The sequence below is a fragment of the Staphylococcus muscae genome, assembly GCF_003019275.1.
GTDB classification, from domain to species: Bacteria; Bacillota; Bacilli; order Staphylococcales; family Staphylococcaceae; genus Staphylococcus; species Staphylococcus muscae.
Genome location: NZ_CP027848.1, coordinates 19,032 through 39,919, shown reverse-complemented (window position 1 = coordinate 39,919; position 20,888 = coordinate 19,032). Strand labels below are relative to the sequence as shown.

Below are 20,888 nucleotides of genomic sequence, written 5' to 3'. Positions count from 1 at the left end.
TGCTTTCTCTTTGGCACCACCTTATAAGTGATGACCGTGAGCACCTTGCATAACCCAGTATGAACCGATAACTGTAACAAGTGTGATAATAATGGCGAAAATAACTTTTGCAAGTTGTAGTCGACCATCTTTACCTTCAGTTAAGTGCATGAACATAAGGAGTTGTAAGAATGCTTGAACAAATGCAAAACCGAAAATAATTGTGATTTTAGCATTTAAAGCTAATGATGTGTAAAGTGTTACAAAAACTGCTAATAACGTTAAGATAATTGAGGCGATAAAGCCTATTGTATGTTTTACTAAAGTACTCATCCGCTAAACACCATCCCTATCATATACACGGCAGTGAAGATGAAGATCCAAACAACATCTAGGAAATGCCAGTATAAACTTGAAATAAATAACTTCGGCGCATTGTACTTATTCAATCCACGTTTTACAACTTGGATCAGTAATCCTGTAATCCACACGATACCTAAAGATACGTGAAGACCATGTGTACCAAGTAAGATAAAGAAACTTGACCAGTAAGAACCAACTTGTGGCGTAGCACCTTCATGTGCATAGTGTGCGAACTCGTAGATCTCGAATCCAACGAATCCAACACCTAACAATACAGTGATTGCCATCCAAATTAGAAGTAAATTTTTCTTTTCTTGGCGCATGTAGTAGATTGCAATACCACAAGTATAAGAACTTGCTAAAAGTAAGAATGTCATGATTAATACGAGCGGAAGTTCAAACAATTCTGTTGTCATCATACCGCCGTAACTACCACCATGTTGCAAGATTAACAATGTCGCGAAAAGCGTACCAAAAAGTGCAAACTCAGCAGTAAGGAAGATCCAGAAGCCTAGCTTGTTTAAATTTCCCTCATGCGTACGTGAATCAATTGTAGTGACATTATTATTACTCATGACTCATAGCCTCCCTTTCTTCCTGACGTGCTTTTCTTAAACGTGCTTCTGTTTCAGCAACTTCGCTGGCAGGAATATGGTAACCATGATCTTCTTGGAAACTTCTCCAAATCATTAATCCACAGATTCCAACTAATGATAGGATTGCTGGAAGTAATGTTTCGAATATTAAGAAGAAACCTCCGATTGTGAAGAATACACCCATCCAGAAACCAATATGTGTGTTGTTTGGCATATGAATGTCAGTGTAATTATGGTCATCTAAATAATGTTTACCATGTTGTTTCATTTCAACGAATGTATCGATGTCATCCCATTCAGGAGTGATAGCGAAGTTATATTTTGGTGGGATTGCAGATGCCGTAGACCATTCTAAGCCACGACCTAAGCCGCCCCAGTTGTCGCCAGTTGCTTCACGTGGTGCTTTAAGATGACTGTAAACAATGTTTCCTACGAAGATAAGGAATGCTACTGACATCATACCTGCACCAATTGTAGAAATAAGGTTCAATAAGAACCAACCTTCTTCTGGACCATAAGTGTATAGACGACGTGGCATACCATCAAGACCTAAGATGAATTGTGGTAAGAATGTCACGTTGAAACCAATCATGAAAATCCAGAAGAACCATACGTTTGGTTTTTCAAATAACTTGTATCCCATTGCTTTCGGATACCAGAAAATCATGGCAGCGAAACAAGCGAATACAACACCCGCTACGATTGTGTAGTGGAAGTGTGCTACTAAGAAATATGAGTTATGGTATTGGAAGTCCGCAGACGCCATTGATAACATAACCCCTGTTACCCCACCGATTACGAAGTTCGGAATGAACGCAAGTGAGAATAACATTGGTGATTCGAATGTAATTCGACCTTTGTGAAGTGTGAATAACCAGTTAAACATCTTCACACCTGTTGGTACAGAGATTAACGCTGTACTGATTGAGAAGAATGAGTTAACTAATGCACCATTACCCATTGTGAAGAAATGGTGAACCCATACTAAGAAACTTAAGAATGCGATACCGCCTGTCGCCCATACCATGCTTTGGTGACCGAATAGACGTTTACGTGCAAATGTTGGAATAATTTCTGAGTAGATACCGAATGCTGGAAGAACAAGAATGTATACCTCAGGGTGCCCCCATACCCAGAAGAAGTTTGCCCATAGCATTGGCATACCACCATTGGCTACTGTAAAGAATGCTGTATCGAAAATTCTATCAGTTGTCATTAATGCAAGTGCTACTGTAAGTGGTGGGAATGCTAATAAGATAATTAACATTGTGATAAATGTTGTCACAACAAACATTGGCATTTGCATAAATTTCATACTTGGAGATTTACATCTCATAATTGTAACAAAGAAGTTAATACCTGTAATAAGTGTACCTAAACCAGAGATTTGGATTGCGATTAGGTAATAGTTTACACCAGGTCCTGGACTAAACTCACCAGCTAATGGTGCATAGTTTGTCCAACCTGCAGCAGGTGATCCACCAACAATAAATGAAAGGTTGAATAATAGCATACCTGCTACAAATAACCAGAAACTAATGTTGTTAAGTACTGGGAATGCAACGTCACGTGCACCAATTTGTAATGGAATGATGATGTTCATTAAACCAATTACAAGTGGCATCGCCATGAAAATAATCATGATTACACCGTGCGTTGAAAAGATTTCGTTATAGTGATTTGAATCTAAGAATGGGTTGTCCGGAATTGTTAATTGGATACGTAGTAGGATCGCATCAATACCACCACGAACAAACATTAACACGGCACAGATTAGGTACATTAAACCAATCTTCTTGTGGTCGACTGACATGAACCATTCCTTGTATAAATATCCCCAAAGCTTAAAGTACGTAATTGCGGCAATGACACCAATCACTAAGAATGGTGCACTAATTTGAGCCATGGTAATCATCCAGTTACCACGTACGAGAAGCTCATCCCATGGAAAGTTCATCATTAATGTCCACCTCCACTTTTATGATCTTTGTGTGCCTTAGCATCTTTGGCACCTTTTTGAATTGATTCCATTTCATCCATTGTATGTTCTTCATCCTTCTTGAACTCATTGTCATATTTTTCATCGTTCTTAAGGATAGCAGGTTCCATACCATGGCGTGGGTAGTTTTCATTCGTAACCGTCACTTCACGTGCTGGTTTGTTTGGTTCGCTTAAAACACCTGTTGTTTGATCATGTGTGAAGTTTAAGTCCTTCTGAACAAAGTTAAAGCGTTTATATGCATGGAAGATGTATTCCGGATCTGCAGCCGGATCAACGAATGCCATGTGCGTACCGCTGAATGTTAACTGTTCATTTTTTGTGATAGGTAAAAGTTGTTTGTCGAAAGTATCTTGATCGATGACTTTCTGTGATTGCGCTTTTTTCACCCATTCATCATATTTTTCTTGACTTACTGCATTAACTTGGAAAGTATGACGTGAGAAACCTTCACCATTGAAGTTTGAGTTACGTCCACGATAAGTACCTTCCTCATCTGCTTGCATTGTCCATTCCATTGTCATTCCAGTCATCGCATATTTTTGACCGTGAAGTTGTGGAATCCAGAAACTTGTCATTGTGTCCATCGCTTGAAGCTTGAACGTAATTGGACGATTTGTTGGAATTGTTAAATGGTTCACTGTTTCAATTTTTTCATCAGGATATGCGAAGAACCATTTGTAACCGCCACTGACTGCGTAGACAACGATTGGGTCGTCTTCAGCTTTAGGCGGCTCCTCAAAATCGTAAAGTGATTTAACAGTAGGAATCATTAATGCAATTAAAATAAACACAGGAATGATAAACCAAACTGTTTCAAGAATTGCGTTGTGGTGTACTTTACCTGATTCTGTTGTTTTCGTATAACGGTATTTCCAAGTGAAAACAGCAAAAAGGATACATACAACCGCAACAATGCCAACCATGAAGATAATTGAGTAGATAATCAAAAATCTCAATTCACTTGCTTGTGGCCCTTTTGGGTTTAAGACTTCCATATTAGAACAACCTGTTAATAAAAACAGTGTTCCAAACGTTAGAAGCAAAGACTTTAATTTTGACACTTTTTTAACCTCCTAATTGTACTATTGTAGGGCTTATACCAATTTTAAAATAATATGTAATATTTACAAGAGGCTTTTTGTTATTTTGGCAAATAAAAAAACGTGATAACCTTGCCAATCTAGGCGTGGCACGGGATGAGAGCACCTCAAAAAATATGTGTACATTTTGTGAAATGGCTTAAAACGTAGAAAATCAATTGAAATGTGAGTAGATATAAGCGGGGCAAGGTTTGGAAACGCTTTCTAAATGTTTGTAATTGAAAATGTTTATCATTAAAAGAAGGGTATTTGTCATATAGATATAGGGAATTTGCTAATAGCTTACATTTTCTCTCATTTGTAAAATGAACATGTGCTATCAAGTGAGATATTATAAAAAGAAAAAGACTTGTCGATGTAAGCGCTTATATTACGCTGACGACGACTAGCCTTTTCATCTCACCTATTGCGGTGCATCAACAACTTGTATGACACGAGAAGATGTTTCAATGGCACCATCAGAGTCAATGACTTGGTACTCCAGTTGGTACGTCCCTGCTTTTGACGTATCAAAATGACCATTGACCTTGATTTTATCAGTCAAATCACCGTCTTCTTTATCGTATGCAGTTACACCAGCTAATGGGTTGTATGTTTTACCCACTTCAACAATAGCATCTTCTGTTCCTTTAATAGAAGGGATGGTGTTAGAAGTTGCTTCTACGCTGAGATTAGGTGTGACTAGTGTTGCTGAAACACCAATAGCTGATAACGATTGAAGTAATTTGTTCATATTTGGTGTGGTCCTCCATTCTGTATGTACTGTCACAGACTATTATACATTTTTTTGGACAAGATGGAATCCTACTATGGACTTACATGTTTTATTTTTGTGAACACTTGTTATCTCACTCGCTATTGCATGCGTTTTTATTTACGCATACAGATAGTTAGTGAATAATATAAAGAGTAAATACCTTTAAGGAGTGATTGTTGTGTTAACACAAGAAGAAAAAGGGATTATTTTAGAAACAGTTCCCGTATTAAAAGAAAAAGGTACGGAAATCACATCACGATTCTACAATAGAATGTTCAGTCAACATCCTGAACTACGCAATATGTTTAACCAAACAAACCAGAAAAAAGGTTTTCAATCAACAGCTTTAGCGCAATCTGTACTTGCTGCTGCAATGAATATTGAAGACTTTACACCAATTGTGCCAATCGTCAAAGAAATTGGATACAAACACTGCGCATTAGATGTACGCGAAGAACACTACCCTATCGTTGGTGAAAACCTATTAGCTGCAATCCAAGACGTAGTTGGTGTGGATGAAAACCACCCAATCATCAAAACTTGGGCAAAAGCATACGGTGTGATCGCAGACGCATTTATTTCAATTGAAAAAGACATCTATGCAGGAATGGCTTGGGAAGGTTTCAAACCTTTCAAAATCGAAAAAATTGAAGAAGTCACACACAACATCAAAGCTTTCACTGTTGTATCAAGTGATCAAGACTTAAGCCAATTTGTCCCTGGTCAATATATTACAGTTGATGTTGAAAGCGAAAAGTTACCTTACCGTGCAAAACGTCACTACTCAATCGTTGACGGTGGTAAAGACTTCATTACATTCGGTGTACGCCGTGAAGTGAGTGAAGGTCATGAAGGTGAAGTTTCTACAATTTTACATGACGAGTTCAAAGAAGGCGACATGATTAACTTATCTGCACCTGTGGGTGGTTTCCAAGTACACAACGCAGAAAAACCACAATTATTCTTAGGTTCTGGCGTTGGGGTAACACCATTAGTATCTATGTACCGTCATGCTGCACAACAAGGTGCAAATGCAAAATTCATCAATGTTGCTGGTTCAGAACAAGACGTTGCGTTCAAAGCTGAGCTTGATAAGATTACTGAAGAAGCAAAAGATGCGAAGTTACACACACACTTACGTGATCAAGAAGGTTACTTAAAAGCTGCAGAGCTTAAAGATTATTTAACAGATGATACAGAAGTATACATCTGTGGTGGTACGCCATTCTTACAATCTATGATTCAAGAGTTACAAGAATTAGGTGTAGATGAAAACAGAATCCACTTCGAAACATTTGTACCACGTTTAAGTGTTGCTATTTAATATTTGTACAAAAATGGTTGCGATCATATCGCAACCATTTTTTTGATTTGATATAAAAAAGGATGTCCATCTTTTGTGGTGGGCAGATAATTAAAAGTAACTAATTTTATATTTAACTTAATCATAACACGTAGTAATCACTACATTCATTTAAGCGTACAGTTATTCATTAATTGTACGCTTTTTGAGTACTATCATTTCTTTAATACTCACTTGCCAAGGCGCCTCACTTCAACTAATTTTGGCTTTATTGAATAAGTGAAGCCAAAATGGATTTTCAGTTCGGCTTGTTGCCTTAGGCGTCTCGTATTAGAAATGATTTTACACCATACAGTTATATGAGCGTTTGTGACATGTTAAGTTACGAGGTAATCTTTATGCAACACAGCTTAATAGCTCTTGCTTTTTAGAACGTTGATACAGCTTAAAAATGATGAGTATTCTCGCTTTAAAGTTATTAAAGTTGCGATAGCCATATGATACACGTTTAATAAGCTTAATTTTATTATTGATACCTTCAATCGCTCCATTGTTAAACTTCGGGTACTTGATTGTTGAGTAAAGGACATACTCGTATTTCTTATAGAATCGAATGATACGCCAAACACCACGTGATACATGCTTCTTTTCGACACCCATTAAAGTTTCTTTGAAACGTAACCAGTCACATTGTTTCAATGCTTCACGAAGTTGATGAACTAACATATAAGTGTCATAGAGCTGCTGATCAAGACTTAGTAGATATGTTAAAACATCTCTTGATGTTGTGTACGTTTTGAAAGACTTCGACCAAAAGTATTCATAACTATTAATATCCTGCCTGTCAGAAAGAAAGAGTTTCCAGTGCTTTTTCATTTTCGTGTAATCTGTTGATGATCGATAGCGATAAGCATTCATTACAGAAATACGTTGCTTATTTAATTCACGATTAAGGTGCTGAACAATGTGAAAGCGATCAAAGATCAAAATCGCATTTGGAAATACTTCATGAATGAAGTTGATGTATGGTTCATACATATCAGCAGTTACAGTTTTAACAGCTAATCGTTCACGTCGATCAAAGCGATAGAAGTACTCTTTGAGTTTATGAATACGTCTATCTTCTAAGATATCAATAATCTGATTCGTTTCATTATCTATAAACAAAAAACTCATCGCTGTTGTCACGTTCTTAACGCTTTTAAACTCATCTATGGAGATATGTTTTGGCAATCCAGATGAAGGTTTGACTATTAATGATTGTGAGAGTTGATGAATACATCTTTTAACTGTACTCGGTGAAACACTACAATCATGAGCGATATCTATCTCACACTGTACACGTGTGAGTTTATCCTGAATCGCTAATTTCACACGGTTGGTAATAAAGCAGTTACTATCAACAATGTTTGTTTGAGCCGTAAAAGTCTTTAAACAATGTAGACACTTAAAGCGTTCTTTCGCTAAATTAAGATAAACATTGGATTCTTGAGATTTTAATAGTGTTAAACGCGAAACGCGTTTACCATGCTTATGGATTTGCCCATCATTGACACAACCACACTTCATACAAGCTTTGGGTGTATAAGAAAGTGTTCCATAAACAACCGTAGAAAGCCGACCACGCACTTCTACATCTTCTTCCACCTTAAGAACTTGAATATTTTCATCTTTTATTTTTAGTAGTTTTAATATATCATTACACATAGGCGCATCATGTCTCCTCTTTATTTTTTTGTTTAGTCACTTAAAATTATAGAGGCGTGAGCGCTTTTTTGTATCCAAATGATTTAAAACATAAAAAAGGCGGGATAGCATTTCATGCCATCCCACCACAAAAGATTAAGACCCATAAAAAACGCGAGACAACATCTGTTGCCCCGCTTCGGTGATTATTATTTATCTTCACCGATTAATTTACCTGATTTTGCATCAATTAAATACTCTCTATCATTATTTTGATCTGCAATTTTAACTTCATACACCAATTGACCGTCATCTTCATTTAACTTCCATTGTTTCAAGTCACCTTTTGTTTCTTTTTGTGCTGTTTTTACAGCTTGATCATAAGAAACCATCTCTTTGTAATCGATTGTTTTGTTATCTTGGTTGTCATTTTCTGTTTCTTCTTCAGTTTTAATGGCTTTATTGTCTTTATCAGATACTTTGACTTCAGCTTCCTTATTTCCATTCACTAAGTCAATTTTATAAATCCATTCACCATTATCTTGCTTATATTCAATTTTTTTCATTTTACCATCGAATGCTTTTTGTGCTGTTTTAATTGCTTCTTCTGGTTCGGTTTGAATATCTTTTAATTGGACTGTTTGATCATTCATTTTATCAGACTGTTGATCATTACTCTCATTTTGGTCGTCCATATCATCTTGATCGTCCATATCATTCTGATCTTTATCCATCTTATCATTTGATGATTGTGTCGTTTGTTGATTGTCTTCTTTTTTATCCATGTTGTCGTCATTATCATTGCCACAAGCAGCTAAAACAATACCTGCCGATAATAGTAATGTTAAAATTTTAAATTTCATTTGTTTCCCTCCACAATTTATATGTTTGTTACATTATATGTAGTACCCTTTTATTAGAATCAATATGCACCTTTTTTTATATTTCAGCCTAAAGTATGAGAAAATCGTTATAACTATGAATATATTTGCTTCATTTATCATATATTTTGTGTCACATGAATAAATTTCAATATATCACGCATAAGTTTAGTCACAAATCATTGAAACTAGCCAGTAAAATACATTACAATAAAGTATGATTTGTAATTCAACACTTTTTTAGGAGCAATAACCTATGAATAAAGGACTAAAAATATTATTAACCGTATTAGCATTAATGCTCATCGTTGTTCCTACTATATTTGGTTTCATGTTATTACATTCATCAAAAGGGGCGTTTAATGATTCCTTTTCAAAATCAAATGAACGACAATCCAATCTAAGAGATACACCTGTAAAGGCAGCTTCAGATCCAGTTACAATTCTATTTCTGGGGATTGATGACAGTAGTTCTAGACGTGAAAATGGCCAAAGTACTGAACAATCAAGAACAGATGCAATGATACTTACAACACTTAATCCAGAAACTAAAGATATTCGTTTATTAAGTATTCCGCGTGACACACTAAGCTATATTCCAGAAGTCGGCTATTTCGACAAAATAACACACGCACATGCTTATGGCGGTCCTCAAGCTTCGATGGATGCACTTGAATCGACACTTAATGTACCTGTCGATTATTATATCCGTATTAATATGGAAGCTTTTGTCAAAACGGTAGACGAACTTGGCGGCATTGAATATGATGTTCCTTATGATATCGATGAACCGAATACGACGGACCAAGGACGTATCAAAATTAAAAAAGGAAAACAATTGCTGAACGGTGATCAAGCGTTAGCGATTACACGTACACGAAAACAGGATTCTGACTTGAAACGTGGTGAGCGTCAGATGGAAGTATTAAAACTGCTTTTTAAGAAGGCGCAAGATACACAGTCATTACGAAAGTTAGATGATATTATTGAAATTGTCGGGAAAAATGCAAACCATAACTTATCTTATGAAGAGGTGCGCTCGCTCGCTTCTACTTATTTAACAGGTAATACAAAGATCAAATCTCAACAATTAAAAGGTGAGAATGAGATATTGAATGGTTTATATTACATTCTTCCCGATGAAGATGACCTTGTTAAAACGAGTAATATATTAAGAAAAGACTTAGGTTTAGCACCGAATAAAGATGATGACTTCTTAATGAATCGTGTCATCTCGTTTTACGGTGGTATTCCACCTTTGACTGAAATTGATCAAAGTTTAGTTGATGAAGCTTTTCAATCTTCCGAGAATGAAGGAACATCATCCGATGAACAAAACCAAGAATATGAACAGAGTGAAGTCCCTTCATATGATCAAGGAGAACCCGATCCATATGCGACTCAAGATCCATATGCCGAGTCATCCACAGCAGACGGTACACAATTTGATCCTAACACATACTACTAATGGCAATAGGAGGTCATTACATGACACGCCATACACATGAAAAAATAAATCAAATTAACGGTATGTTCAACATGCTTGAGCAACAGATTATTCATAGTAAAGACCTTGCACATTTTCGCAATCAATTATTTTATGTCAATCATGCACATAGAGAGAATTACGAAGCGCTGTTACTTTATTACAGTGAAAGTGAGAGCAACCCAATTATCGATGGTGCGTGTTATATCGTTGCACTTCCAGAAATATTTGATGCAATCGATGTCTTCAATGCCCCACTTCCGTTCTCTTGGGTCTATAACGAAGAAGGCTTAACGCCTGAAATGACAAACTTAAGTGTACCTATTCAATATCTTGTTGCTGCAGCATTAGAAGTAACGGACGTACACATCTTCAAGCCTTCTGGGTACACGATGGGATTGAATAACTGGAATCTCGTACAGATGCGTATTTTTTGGCAGTATACAGCACTTGTTAGAAGAAATGCCGCGTAACCGAATAAAACTACAAAGTGAGATTGTACATTTACAGATGTGCATCTCACTTTTTTGATTCAACACTAACTTCTATTTGCACTGCGCTCCCATCTTCTATACGATAGAATTATTCCATCAATCAAGGAGTGACGATATGTTTAAACAAGTAAATAATGATTTAGATTATCAACATGTACGTGCAATACGTGAAACTGTATTCGTGAAAGAACAAGGTGTTTCTCCCTCTGAAGAATATGATGAACATGAATTAACTGCGCAATACGTTATCGGATATGATGCATCCGGAGATCCTATCGCTACTGCACGTTATCGTGGTATTGGAGACACTGCAAAAATTGAACGTGTTGCAGTTTTGAAAAACAATAGAGGACAAGGCATCGGAAAGAAATTGATTCAATATATCGAAAAAATCGCTTCCGAACAAGGGTATCAACACTTTAAACTCGGTGCACAAACCCATGCTATCCCCTTTTATGAGGCGTTAGGATACGTCGCATATGGTGATGTTTTTATGGATGCGAATATCCCCCACCGATATATGAAAAAAACTATTAATTAGCTATCTTTCTACTTATTATTCAAATTCAATCCCTGTATGAACTTTCATCACAATTTTTATAATTCAAAGATATGTTTGAAAACAGCACCTTTTTAATATATATGACTAACAATATTAAAGTTAAATTACAATCTAATTAAAAAACACCATTTGCGTTTTTAAAGGCATATAATAATAGTAATCAACTTATATTTAAAGTTTTACAAGGTCAAAGGAGAAATGAAATGGTTAAAAAATTTGGGTATAAAACACCATCAATGATTGCATTAACACTCGCTGGAACTGCACTCACTGCACAACATGTTGATGCAGCAGAAACATCACAAAAATCCGAAGTCGTCAATGTATTAAACGACGAAACTGCTAAGCAACAAGGGGAAGTTGCTAAACAGCAAACAACTGAAAGCCAACACGAGATTGCTGGCACACAAACATACCAAGATCCAGCACAAGTAACACTTGATTCAGAAGCAAATAAAACTGCTGAACAATCAGTAACTTCAACAACTCTACAAGAAAACCAAACTGATCAAACAGTTGAAGCAACAAAGAACGCAGAGACAGAAACAACACAACCTAATGAAGAAAACGCAACACTTACTAAAGAAGAAGCACCAATTCCTGAAAGTGATATTGACTTGCATAGTGAAGCAGAAAATACGCAACCTGCCGCTCAAACAGCATCCATTGCAAACACAACAGAAGACACAACGTCTAGAGTGGCTAACAATGAGATTGCTCCTGCACCTGCCAACCAAACAGCTAGCAACGAGAAGACACCTGCACCTGTCAATCAAACAGCTAGCAACGAGAAGACACCTGCACCTGTCAATCAAACAGCAATCAAGGCACCAACAGTGGACGCAAATGCACCTACTCCACCACGTATCGGTGGTAAAGGCGGGCCTGCAACACCTGCTGAAACAACAACATTTTTCCGCTCTGCAACTGCAGCACCAAAAATGTCAGCACCTGCTTACAAACCAAAAGTCAACTCATCAATTAATACGTATATTCGCAATAAAAACTTTAAAGTCCCAAAATATGAAGAAGACTACTCTCGCCACATTCCTAGATACGGCTATCGTGGTGGTGTCGGTAAACCTGAAGGAATTGTTATCCACGATACAGCAAATGATTCATCAACAATAGATGGCGAAATTGCTTACATGAAACGCAATGCCCACAATGCATTCGTACATGGCTTTATCGATGGAAGACGCATCGTTGAAACACAACCGACAGATTACCTTGCATATGGTGCAGGATATGCAGCAAACCAACGTTTCATTCATATGGAACTCGTACACGTTCATGATTACGATTCATTCGCACGTCAAATGAATAATATGGCAGACTATGTTGCAACAAACCTGCAATATTACGGTTTGCAACCAGATAGCGCTGAATATGACGGTAGAGGAACAGTATGGACACATCTTGCTGTAACAAGACACTTGGGCGGAACAGATCACGTTGACCCACATGGTTATTTACGTGCGCACAATTACAGCTACAATGAGTTGTACGATCTCATCCAAGAGAAATATCAAACGAAGATGGGTATTACAACACCAGCTGTAAGCAAAACTACGACAAAACCTGTTGCGAAAAAGCCAACTGTCACTAAAAAACCTGCGGCCAAACCAACAACAACTGCTACAAATAGTCCATTAAAAGTTTCAAATGATATGGGATATGGACGTATTAATACAACAAACAAAGGTCTATATACAACTGTTTATGACCAAAAAGGTATTAAGACAAATAAAACAAATCAAACATTGAAAGTAACGAAAAATGCAAGTTTGAATGGTAAAAATTTCTACTTAGTTACTGATTCAAAAACAAATGCATTGATCGGTTGGGTCAATAAAAGTGATGTTCAGTATCAAAAAGCACAAGCTGTACAATCAGTGCGTAAAAATGTCACGTTGAAACCCGGAACAACTGTGTATGATGTACCTTGGGGCACAAAAACACAAGTTAAAGGCCACTCTTCAAAAACTGCAAAGCAAACATTTGCAGCACAAAAACAACAAAAAATTGGTTCTACACAATGGCTCTATGGAACAGTCAATAAGTTAACTGGTTGGGTCAACTCAAACAGTATTGTTACAACACCAGTTGCGAAACCAGCTGTTAAAAAGCCTGCTGCTAAACCTGTTGTGAAGAAACCAGCTGTTAAAAAGCCTGTGGCTAAACCTGTTGTGAAGAAACCGGCCGTTAAAAAGCCTGTGGCTAAACCTGCTGTTAAGAAACCAGCTGTTAAAAAGCCTGTGGCTAAGCCTGCTGTTAAGAAACCGGCTATTAAAAAGCCTGCTGTTAAAAAACCAACATCTAAAGTTGTTGTTAAAAAACCAGTGGCTAAGAAGTTAACTAAAACACCTGTAAAAGCTACAGCAGTTTCACCATTAAAAGTAGCAAATGATACAGGCATGGGACGTATCAATACAAAGAATAATGGCTTACGTGCAACTGTTTATGATAAAAAAGGTGTAAAAACAGCTGCGACAGAACGTTCAATGCGCGTATCGAAAAAAGCTTCTTTAAATGGTCAAGATTACTATTTAGTCACTGACTATTTATCTGGTACACATATTGGTTGGGTGAAAAAACAAGATGTAAACTACCGTAAAAGTGAATATGCACAAGTTATCAACAAAAACTTTACGATTAATGCCGGTACAAAGTTATACGCTGCTCCATGGGGTTCAAGCCACCAAGTAGTCGGAACGGTAACAGGCAAAAATGCACAACCATTCAAAGCAATCAGACAGCAAAAGGTTGCTAACACTGTGTATGTATACGGTACAACAAACAACTTAGCTGGTTGGGTGAGCCAAAGTGCCTTATCACTTCCTAAGGCTGTTGCAAATGTAACAACAAATGTTTCACGTATCGGTCGCCTAAGTGCAAATAACTCAGGCTTAAAAGCATCTGTTTATGATAAAACGAGCAAAAATGCAACACAGTTTGCTGATAGAACTTATAAAATCACTAAAACTGCGACAGCTAACAATCAAAACTATGTATTGTTACAAAATACAAACGGCAAAACACCACTTGGTTGGGTAAATGCAAAAGATGTTTTCAGTCAGTCACTCGGTGCAACAAAAGCGACTAAAGCAACATATACTGTTAATAAAAATACGTCTGGTTTATATGCGATGCCTTGGGGTACTGCAAAACAACGTATCGATACATTAAAACATTTGGCAAACCGCACATTTAATGCAACCAAATCAGTAGCAGTCGGTAAAGACACTTTCCTATATGGTAATGTCAACCGCAAAACAGGATGGATTAACAAAAATGATTTAACAGCATTGAAAGTGGCACCTAAAACAAGCTCAACAAAAGCAGTGGCGCCTAAGAAAGCAGCGGTATCAAGACCTGTAACATCACAAACGCTAAATCATTCAAATCATTACTTTGTTTATAACAACAACGGTTACTACTATAACCATGCAGGTGACAAAACTGCTGCTGGACAATTGAAACGCTATTACGAAAAAGTGTTTAAAGTTAATAAATCAACAATTGTAAATGGCATTACTTGGCACTACGGTTCATTCAAAGATGGTAAAAAAGGATGGGTGAAAGCTTCAGACCTTCGTTCACAATTAACGAAACAATACCAATCAGCTTATACACTCGATCAAGCAGCACGTAAGCAATATGCTTTGACGCATAAACCACAAGTGCAACATATCCCTGGTAAATGGCAAAACGCCACGTTTGCTGAAGTACGTAGAGCAATGGATACAGAACGTATTGCTAAAGATCCACGTCAAAAATATCAATTCTTAAAACTAAACCAATATCAAGGTTTAGAAGCGAGTGACTTAGATAAGTTATTGAAAAATAAAGGTATTTTGAGCGGTCAAGGACAAGCTTTTAAAGAAGCGGCTATTACACATAACATCAATGAAATTTATTTAATCTCACATGCCCTATTAGAAACAGGTCATGGTACATCTCAACTTTCAAACGGTGGTTATGTCAATCGTCAAAATCAAATTGTGAAAAATCCAAGCAAGAAATATTACAATATGTTTGGTATTGGGGCATATGATCACGATGCCGTACGTAGCGGCTTTAAAACAGCGCAAAACTACGGTTGGGATTCAGTTAGAAAATCAATCGTTGGTGGTGCAAAATTTATTAAAGAGCGATACATTGGCTCTGGTCAAAATACACTCTACCGTATGCGTTGGAACCCACATAATCCAGCTGTTCATCAATATGCAACAGACATTACTTGGGCAAGTCACAATGCAAATCGCATGAAAAACTTCTATGATCAAATTGGTGAATCTGGTAAATACTTCGACGTAGATAAATACAAAACTAAATAAGACACATTCAAAAAACAGTTGCAGCTTAGTTTGCAACTGTTTTTTATATTCCTAATAAAAAGACATGGTAATGATACGCAATTTACGTATGACTACCATGTCTTATATGCTTATGATTTTGATTGATTTTCTTTAATATGCTTGTCCAATTCTTCTACAAGCCTTTGAATACCTGGATGTTCCAAATGAATACCGTCATAAGCAAAGTATTCTGTATGACCGACACCAACAGAATACCAATCCACCAATGTGACGTGTTTGTATTTCTTTGCTGTCTCTTCGAGTAAATTATTTACATGGCTACGATAATCTCTCGGGACTGTCGTATTCACGAGATAGACATCTGCCTTATCGTAAGCTTTCACCAGTGCTTCAATTTGTTCCTTATTAAAGTCACCGTTTGTTCCAATTTGTATAACTACTACTTGGCCTTCCCTATTATATGACGCATAGTTTGGTGCTACATTCAACGCATCACTAATCGAACGTCCGACTTGCGCATCAATCGTTGGTGTTTCATAATGTTCATCTAAATAATATCCCATACCGACTGTTAGTGAATCACCAATAAATAATGGCGATAATTTTGATGGATCGAAAGCCTCTTCCTTCTCTTGTGGTTTCTCCACAGGGGGTTTTTCTTCTTTTTGAGTCTCTTTCTTTTCAGTTTTATATTCAGTCATTTTTTGTTCTTGTTTTGCAAAATAATCTAACTTACCAGCCAAAACCAATCCAACTATCACAACCGCTACCAAAATAAGTACCGTTCTAACAAGCGATAGCAAGCGTGCTTCTTTCATATAAAATGCGCGCATACCATATCTTCTAAATGGCGTTTCGATATAGCGATATGATATTTCTGCCATTATCATTGTCAGTACGACATCTATGATATAGACATAATATGGATACTGACCAGCTACGAAGTTTTTATGAACAAATGTAATAATTACAAAGTGCCATAAATACAAGCTATATGACCGCTTCCCAATATATAAAAAGAACGGATTCCCCATCGCTTTTGCAACAAGACCTTTTGGTTGAACAACACTTGCAATAATGATTAAAGTGAGCAACGAAATCGCATAAAAGCCACCTTGATACAGCCAAAACTGCTGCTCATTCACAGTGACAAACAACGTAAGTAGCGCTACTAATGCAATCATTCCCAATGTATCAATAAACATTCTACTTGTTTTAGCTGGATTTGCTTTCAACTTAAAAGCAGGCCAAATAAATGCAAAGATGACACCTAGCAATAGTGTTTGCAAACGAGTATCTGTACCAAAATAAGTTCTTGAATTATTTGCATCTGGCATAGACAGATAAAACATCCAAAGTGCTGAAAAGATAGAAATCACAAAAAATGTAATAAGGACCCATTTCTTGTTCTTGAAAATTTTTAAAAATGCCCACAGAACGAGTGGATAAAAAATATAAAATTGTTCTTCTACTGCTAATGACCATAGATGCTTAAGTGGCATGGGTTTAAATTGATCAAAATAGTCAATATCTTGAAAAATGTACCACCAGTTCGAAATATATATTAGCGCTGCAACGGCATCGCCTTTAATTTCTTTTAATATTTCTGTTTCAAACATTACGACATAAATCACTGAAAATAAAACAACAAACAACATAGCCGGAATTAAACGTTTAAAACGCTTAAGCCAAAAACTGATTAAGTCAATGCGTCCATAGTTTTCATATTCAAATAGCAATAGCGATGTGATCAAATATCCTGAGATAACAAAAAATGTATCAACACCTAAAAAACCACCCGATAACCATTGGACATTAAGATGATAAATAATAATACCCATCACTGAAATGGCACGTAAACCATCTAATCCTGGCAAATATCTAGGTGGATGTTTTAAGCGTTCTAGCTCTGAGAAATTCGTATTAGTCATAGCTATGTATCCTCTACTCTTCTTTTAATTTGATATTTTAAAAAAGGGTCTGTGTATTTTTCCAATTTATCATATCTACCGTTAAAAGAAAACAATTTATATGTTACGACTTTTCCAATAAAATCAAGAATGATGCACAATCCAAGTATGATAAATATCACTTTTTAATTGCATTCATCACATTATTTATACTACATTAAATATGATATTTAATAAAGGAGCACATAATAATGGCTAACTTTCAAGGAAGAGATGCATTTTTTGATAATGCACGTGCAGCATTGATTTTTTTAGTGGTATTTGGTCACTTGATACACCCTTATACTTCTGAGCAACCATTTTTAACAGCAATCTATCTATTAATTTATAGTTTTCATATGCCTGCTTTTTTATTTATTTCCGGTTATTTCGCAAAAAATGTTGGTAGAGAAGGCTATATTGAGAAAGTTGGTAAAAAACTATTAGGACCTTATCTCATTTTTTATGCATTCTTCTCTGTTTACTATTTTTTAACTGGTAAAAATAGTTCCGTAGATTTAGATGTGTTTTCACCGGTGTTCGCCTTATGGTTTTTGTTAACATTATTTTCTTTCAATGTCATTTTATTGGTCGTTCGTCAATTTAAACCTAAATATGTTTTACCGATTGCAATATTAGTAGCCATTTTATCTGGATTTTCAACTAATATTGACGGCTATTTAAGCTGGTCACGTACACTTGTCTTTTTCCCGGTATTTTATATTGGCTACTTACTGAACAATAACTTTATCTACACCATCCGCCAAAAGAAATACATGCCATTATCCCTTATCGTCATGGTGAGTTTTCTCATCTTCTATTATTTCCATCCAATTGATTCAAGTTGGTTACTTGCAAGCTCTCCATACGTAGAAATGGCAGGATTTGATATCGTTTTAAGTCCGTTAAAGCGCTTATTATTTTACGGTATCATTTTTACAGCAATGATGGCTTTTCTTAATTTAACACCTGAAAAACATTACTGGTTTACATATATTGGATCACGTACAATGTATGTCTATCTCCTACATGGAATTTTTATCGGTTTAATTCGTGGCCAAAATATCTATCCATTTATCGATGCACATCCAGCACTCGGATTCATCTATAACTTTTTACTATCGTGCTTTATCGTGTGGATATGGTCAACTGACATTGTTGCCAAGTGGACAAGTCCGTTCGTACAATTGAAATCCCCTGCTTCGTTCACTTCCTATAAAAAATAAGATATATAGCGTAAGTAATGAATTTTTATTAAAATCAATACATACTTACGCTATTTTTTTATGACTTTCTGTACAATATGGTATCATTAAAGACAATTCTTTCTTTATATAGGACGTGATTTTATGAAACTTGAACTTAACGAAAATAGTAAATATTTAAAAGCGCCTAGCATTCGACAATTTTCTAGTAAAATCAATCAAATGACTGACGTTATTAATCTCACGGTGGGGCAACCAGATTTTCCAATGCCTGAAATTGTTAAGGAAGCGTATCAAATGGCAATTACGAATAACCAAACGACATATTCGCATAACAAAGGCTTACTCGAAACACGCCAAGGTGTTTCAGATTACTATAAAACACGCTTTGACATTTCATATGATCCAGAGTCTATTATCATCACAAATGGTGCTTCAGAAGCATTAGATACCGCACTCCGTTGTATTATCAACCAGGGTGATGAAATTCTATTGCCAGGACCGGTCTATGCGGGATATATACCACTGATTCAATCTCTCGGTGGCATTCCAATTTTTATTGATACACGTGATACCGATTTGAAGGTAACGCCAGAATTAATTAAACAACATGTGACCGACCGAACACGCGCTATTATTTTAAACTATCCATCCAATCCAACAGGCATGACACTTGTTGAAGGTGAAGTTGCAGCACTTGTTGATTTATTAAAAACTTTACCCATTTTTGTTATCAGTGATGAAATTTATGCAGAGAATACGTTCAATACAGCACATACGTCATTCGCACGTTTCCCAGCTATTCACGACCAGTTGTTGCTGATCAATGGTCTGAGTAAGTCTCATTCAGCGACGGGTATTCGAATTGGTTTCCTATCTGGGCCACAATATTTAATCGAGAAGTTGACGTTTATGCACGCTTACAACTGTATTTGTGCCAATGTACCATCACAAGTAGCAACAATTACTGCATTGAATGAAGCAATAGATGCACCGAAAGAAATGAACAGAGCTTACATTGAACGGCGTGATTATTTAGTATCAGAGTTAACAGATATGGGCTTTTCACTAGCTGCCGTACCACAAGGGGCATTTTATATATTTCCTAACATTCAACAATATACAGATGATGATATGCAATTTTGTGTCGATGTCTTAGAGAAAGCACATGTTGCCATGGTTCCTGGCTCTGCTTTTACTGATTGTGGACACGGGCATATTCGTATCTCTTACGCATATGATATGGCACAGCTTCAAGAAGGCATGGCTCGACTGCGCAAATATTTATCAGAAACATATCCTGACAAAATATAAAATGAAACGGACGCTTATGTGTACATTTTGCACACGTAAGCGTCCGTTTTTCTTATCTGAACTTATGGGAATTTAGGGAATTGATCGAAGTCTGGATCACGTTTTTCTTTAAACGCATCACGTCCTTCTTTCGCTTCATCTGTTGTATAGTAAAGCAATGTCGCATCTCCAGCAAACTGTTGTAAACCAGCTAAACCGTCTGTGTCAGCGTTCATTGCTGCTTTTAAGAAACGTAAAGCAGTTGGTGAGTGACGTAAAATCTCTTTACACCATTGCACTGTTTCATCTTCTACTTTATCGAGTGGTACTACTGTGTTCGCCATGCCCATCTCTAATGCTTGTTGTGCATCATATTGACGGCATAAGTACCAAATTTCACGCGCTTTTTTATGGCCAACAATACGCGCTAAATAACCTGAACCGTAACCCGCATCAAATGATCCTACTTTCGGACCTGTTTGACCGAATTTCGCATTATCTGCTGCAATTGTAAGGTCACATACGACCTGTAATACGTTACCGCCACCAATTGCATAGCCTTTAACCATTGCAATAACTGGTTTTGGAATGACACGAATTAAACGTTGTAAGTCTAATACATTTAGACGTGGGATTTGATCGTCACCAACATAACCGCCATGACCACGTACTTTTTGGTCTCCACCTGAACAGAATGCTTGGTCGCCTTCACCTGTTAAGATGATCACGCCAACTCGTTCATCATCTCTTGCACGTGAAAACGCATCAATCATTTCTTGCACTGTGTTCGGTGTGAATGCATTGTGAACGTGCGGGCGATTGATTGTTACTTTCGCAATTCCTTCAAAAAATTCATATTTAATCTCTTTATATTCTTTTAGTGTTTCCCATTGTCTCAACTGGGTCAACC

16 protein-coding genes are annotated in these 20,888 nt (G+C 36.6%); 7 read left to right on the top strand and 9 right to left on the bottom strand.

Annotation, left to right across the window (positions count from 1 at the left end; translation table 11 throughout):
• Positions 1-21: 21 nt before the first annotated feature.
• The 5 genes from qoxD to C7J88_RS00170 form a co-directional block, all read right to left on the bottom strand.
• Positions 22-312 carry a cytochrome aa3 quinol oxidase subunit IV gene (gene qoxD, locus C7J88_RS00190; RefSeq protein WP_095116065.1) on the bottom strand — a complete coding sequence of 97 codons (291 nt, stop codon included), beginning with the start codon at positions 310-312 and terminating at the stop codon, positions 22-24.
• Complete coding sequence (gene qoxC / locus C7J88_RS00185) at positions 309-917, bottom strand: cytochrome aa3 quinol oxidase subunit III (RefSeq protein ID WP_095116063.1); 609 nt, start codon at positions 915-917, stop codon at positions 309-311. The genes qoxD and qoxC overlap by 4 nt, the downstream gene beginning before the upstream one ends.
• Positions 910-2,895, bottom strand: a complete 1,986-nt coding sequence (gene qoxB, locus C7J88_RS00180; protein WP_095118118.1) for a cytochrome aa3 quinol oxidase subunit I — start codon at positions 2,893-2,895, stop codon at positions 910-912. Before qoxB ends, qoxC begins: the two co-directional genes overlap by 8 nt.
• 2 nt (positions 2,896-2,897) lie before the next feature.
• Positions 2,898-4,001, bottom strand: coding sequence for a cytochrome aa3 quinol oxidase subunit II (qoxA, locus tag C7J88_RS00175; protein WP_095116061.1), 1,104 nt, complete (start codon positions 3,999-4,001; stop codon positions 2,898-2,900).
• 442 nt (positions 4,002-4,443) lie between these two features.
• Positions 4,444-4,773, bottom strand: a complete 330-nt coding sequence (locus C7J88_RS00170; RefSeq protein WP_095116059.1) for an immunoglobulin-like domain-containing protein — start codon at positions 4,771-4,773, stop codon at positions 4,444-4,446.
• Positions 4,774-4,975: 202 nt separating this feature from the next.
• Between C7J88_RS00170 and C7J88_RS00165 the strand changes: the two genes are divergently transcribed.
• A complete protein-coding gene (locus tag C7J88_RS00165) occupies positions 4,976-6,121 on the top strand; it encodes a globin domain-containing protein (protein ID WP_095116056.1) in 1,146 nt (381 codons plus the stop codon).
• Positions 6,122-6,496: 375 nt separating this feature from the next.
• On the opposite strand, the gene C7J88_RS00160 is transcribed toward C7J88_RS00165, so the two are convergent.
• Both C7J88_RS00160 and C7J88_RS00155 read right to left on the bottom strand, forming a co-directional pair.
• Complete coding sequence (locus C7J88_RS00160; RefSeq protein ID WP_059108181.1) at positions 6,497-7,807, bottom strand: ISL3 family transposase; 1,311 nt, start codon at positions 7,805-7,807, stop codon at positions 6,497-6,499.
• 188 nt (positions 7,808-7,995) lie between these two features.
• Complete coding sequence (locus C7J88_RS00155) at positions 7,996-8,649, bottom strand: PepSY domain-containing protein (protein ID WP_095116054.1); 654 nt, start codon at positions 8,647-8,649, stop codon at positions 7,996-7,998.
• Positions 8,650-8,923: 274 nt separating this feature from the next.
• Here C7J88_RS00155 and C7J88_RS00150 point away from each other — a divergent pair, with 274 nt between their 5' ends.
• From C7J88_RS00150 to C7J88_RS00135, 4 genes are all read left to right on the top strand, one after another.
• The gene (locus C7J88_RS00150) at positions 8,924-10,135 is read left to right on the top strand and encodes an LCP family protein (RefSeq protein ID WP_095116051.1); all 1,212 of its coding nucleotides are present in this window, start codon (positions 8,924-8,926) and stop codon (positions 10,133-10,135) included.
• Positions 10,136-10,155: 20 nt separating this feature from the next.
• Positions 10,156-10,626: a DUF2538 family protein gene (locus C7J88_RS00145; RefSeq protein ID WP_095116049.1), complete on the top strand. Its 471-nt coding sequence runs from the start codon at positions 10,156-10,158 to the stop codon at positions 10,624-10,626.
• A gap of 136 nt (positions 10,627-10,762) precedes the next feature.
• The gene (locus C7J88_RS00140) at positions 10,763-11,188 is read left to right on the top strand and encodes a GNAT family N-acetyltransferase (protein WP_095116047.1); all 426 of its coding nucleotides are present in this window, start codon (positions 10,763-10,765) and stop codon (positions 11,186-11,188) included.
• A gap of 224 nt (positions 11,189-11,412) precedes the next feature.
• Entirely contained in the window at positions 11,413-15,549 is a 4,137-nt protein-coding gene (locus C7J88_RS00135; protein ID WP_095116045.1) for a GW dipeptide domain-containing protein, read from the top strand.
• Between the two features lie 110 nt (positions 15,550-15,659).
• Here C7J88_RS00135 and C7J88_RS00130 read toward each other — a convergent pair whose 3' ends face one another.
• Complete coding sequence (locus C7J88_RS00130; RefSeq protein ID WP_095116043.1) at positions 15,660-17,462, bottom strand: acyltransferase family protein; 1,803 nt, start codon at positions 17,460-17,462, stop codon at positions 15,660-15,662.
• 230 nt (positions 17,463-17,692) lie between these two features.
• On the opposite strand from C7J88_RS00130, the gene C7J88_RS00125 reads away from it, so the two are divergent.
• On the top strand, positions 17,693-18,706 hold the full coding sequence (locus tag C7J88_RS00125) for an acyltransferase family protein (protein ID WP_095116041.1): 1,014 nt from the start codon (positions 17,693-17,695) through the stop codon (positions 18,704-18,706).
• Between the two features lie 123 nt (positions 18,707-18,829).
• Entirely contained in the window at positions 18,830-19,999 is a 1,170-nt protein-coding gene (locus C7J88_RS00120; RefSeq protein WP_095116039.1) for an aminotransferase class I/II-fold pyridoxal phosphate-dependent enzyme, read from the top strand.
• 62 nt (positions 20,000-20,061) lie between these two features.
• Here the strand turns inward: C7J88_RS00120 and menB are convergent, their stop codons facing one another.
• Complete coding sequence (gene menB, locus C7J88_RS00115) at positions 20,062-20,877, bottom strand: 1,4-dihydroxy-2-naphthoyl-CoA synthase (RefSeq protein WP_371866989.1); 816 nt, start codon at positions 20,875-20,877, stop codon at positions 20,062-20,064.
• Between the last annotated feature and the right edge of the window lie 11 nt (positions 20,878-20,888).